This is a genomic window from Nocardia farcinica, from assembly GCF_029867845.1.
Classification (GTDB): domain Bacteria; phylum Actinomycetota; class Actinomycetes; order Mycobacteriales; family Mycobacteriaceae; genus Nocardia; species Nocardia farcinica_A.
In genome coordinates, this window is sequence record NZ_JARWRU010000866.1 from 1 (window position 1) to 2,284 (window position 2,284).

The following is a 2,284-nucleotide window of genomic DNA, read 5'->3' on the forward strand; positions in this document are numbered from 1 at the left end:
GGCGAAGGAGGCGTGCCTTCGCCTGCTCGCCGTCCGGGCCCGCAGCCGTGCCGAGCTGACGCGGCGGCTGGCCGCCAAGGGCTACACCGCCGAGGTCGCCGACGCCGCTCTCGACCGCCTCGCCGAAGTCGGCCTCGTCGACGACGCGGCGTTCGCCGAGCAGTGGGTCACCGCGCGCCACACCTACTCCGGCAAGGGCAGACAGGCCCTCGCCCAGGAACTGCGCCGCAAGGGTGTCGCACCGGAGGACTCGGCCGCCGCCCTGTCCGCGGTGAGCGACGACGACGAGCACGCCCGCGCCACCGAATTGGTGCGCCGCAAGCTGCGCACCCTGCCGCGCGATCTGGAGCACGAGAAGGCGCTGCGACGTCTGGTGGCCATGCTGGCTCGCCGCGGCTACCGCAGCTCCACCGCCTTCACCGTGGTGAAGGCCGAACTCGACGCGCGCGACGACGCCCCTGCCGACATCGACCTCGACATCGAGGACTGATCCCCACTCGACCGGCGGGGCGCGGCGGACACGGTTCGAGCACACCGACGAGGCGTTGCGGTCCGCACGACCACGCTGACCGGGCCCGGACGCGTACGGCGGCGCGGATCAGCAGGCCCGCGCCGCCACGGCGGTCACTTCTTCAGATCCAGGCCGGGCGCGGCGTCGGTGATGACCGAGGCGGGGTCGAGCGCGGCCCCGGTGCCCTTGCCCTTCTTGCGGGCCCGCAGCCGCTTCTCGACCCAGGTGGCCACGACCGTCAGCGTGCTGTTGAGCGCGATCATCAGCAGCGCCACCACGAGCAGGGCGGGCACGGTGTTGCTCTCGGCCGCGCCGAGCTGCTGACCGGACCGCACGATCTCGACATAGGTGATCTGGTAGCCGAGGGCGGTGTCCTTGAGCGCCACCACCATCTGCGAGATCAGCGCGGGCAGCATGGCGGTGATCGCCTGCGGCAGCAGGATCAGCCGCATCAGCTGGTTCTTGCGCATGCCCACCGCCAGCGCGGCCTCGGTCTGCCCGCGCGGCAGCGACCGGATGCCCGCGCGCACGATCTCGGCGATGACCGAGCCGTTGTAGATGGTCAGCGCGGTGACGACCGCGGCGAGCGCCAGGTCGTCGGAGCGGAAGACGTTGTATTCGCTGAACACCGCGAACAGGAAGATCATCAGGATCAGCACCGGGATGGCCCGGGCGAACTCGACGATCGTGCCCGCCACGATGCGCACCGAGCGGTGGTCGGACAGGCGCAGGATGCCGAAGAGCATGCCGAGGACCATGGCGAACACGATCGACAGCAGCGCCGCCACGAGCGTGCCCTCCAGGCCGGGCAGCAGGTAGGTGGTCCACACCTCCTGTTCCAGGAAGGGCTTCCACTTCGCGGCCTCGAACTGGCCCTTGGCCTCGAATGCCCGGTACAGGTACCAGGCCCCGGCGACCACCGCGACGGCGACCAGCAGCGAGAAGATGTGGTTGCGGATCCGCGCCCGTGGGCCGGGCGCGTCGAACAGGACGGAAGCGCCTGAGCTCATCGGGCCACCTCGTATCGCTTCGCGAGCCAGCCGAAGAACAGGCCGGTCGGCAGGGTGATCAGGACGAACCCGAAGGCGAAGATCGCACCGATGGCCAGCAGCGCCGCCTCGTTCTCGATCATCTCGGCCATCAGGTGCGCGGCCTCGGCCACGCCGATGGCCGCGGCGATGGTGGAGTTCTTGGTCAGCGCGATCAGCACGCTGCCCAGCGGGGCGATCACCGCGCGGAAGGCCTGCGGCAGCACCACCAGCCACAGGTTCTGGGCGAAGCCGAAGCCCAGTGAGCGGCCGGCCTCCGACTGGCCGAGCGGCACGGTGTTGATGCCCGAGCGCAGCGACTCGCACACGAACGCCGCGGTGTAGACGCTCAGGCCGACGATCGCCCACCGGTAGTTGTTGTCGACGATGGAGTCGCCCGCCAGCGTCCAGCCCAGCGCCGAGTACAGGCCCAGCGAGCAGAACACGATGATGAGCGTCAGCGGAGTGTTGCGGAAGATCGTGACGTAGGCGGTGCCCAGCCAGCGCGCGACCGGGATCGGGGACACGCGCATCGCGGCGACGATCGTGCCGAGGAGCAGCGCGCCGATCGCCGAGAAGAAGGTCAGTTCGAGCGTGACCCAGAACGCTTCGAGGATCTGGGTGTCGTATTCCGAGATCAGATCGAACACGGCCGGCGCGTCCCTCCCATCGGTGTGTTGTGGTCCAGCGGGCGAGGGGCGGCCCGGCGTGCGGGCCGCCCCTCACATCCGGCTCAGTAGCGGTC

3 protein-coding genes are annotated in these 2,284 nt (G+C 70.2%); 1 reads left to right on the top strand and 2 read right to left on the bottom strand.

Going from position 1 to position 2,284, the window contains the following annotated elements; translation table 11 throughout:
• Positions 1-490, top strand: a 490-nt coding sequence (gene recX, locus QH283_RS18890) for a recombination regulator RecX (RefSeq protein WP_280504314.1), incomplete at its 5' end; no start/stop codon positions are given.
• A gap of 134 nt (positions 491-624) precedes the next feature.
• Here the strand turns inward: recX and QH283_RS18895 are convergent.
• Complete coding sequence (locus QH283_RS18895) at positions 625-1,521, bottom strand: amino acid ABC transporter permease (RefSeq protein WP_280504315.1); 897 nt, start codon at positions 1,519-1,521, stop codon at positions 625-627.
• A complete protein-coding gene (locus tag QH283_RS18900; RefSeq protein ID WP_280504316.1) occupies positions 1,518-2,189 on the bottom strand; it encodes an amino acid ABC transporter permease in 672 nt (223 codons plus the stop codon). The genes QH283_RS18895 and QH283_RS18900 overlap by 4 nt, the downstream gene beginning before the upstream one ends.
• Positions 2,190-2,284: the final 95 nt, after the last annotated feature.

Bases quoted from the DNA above. Each gene is read 5' to 3' on its own strand.
- QH283_RS18895 (WP_280504315.1), bottom strand. From the start codon at position 1,521: ATGAGCTCAGGCGCTTCCGTCCTGTTCGACGCGCCCGGCCCACGGGCG.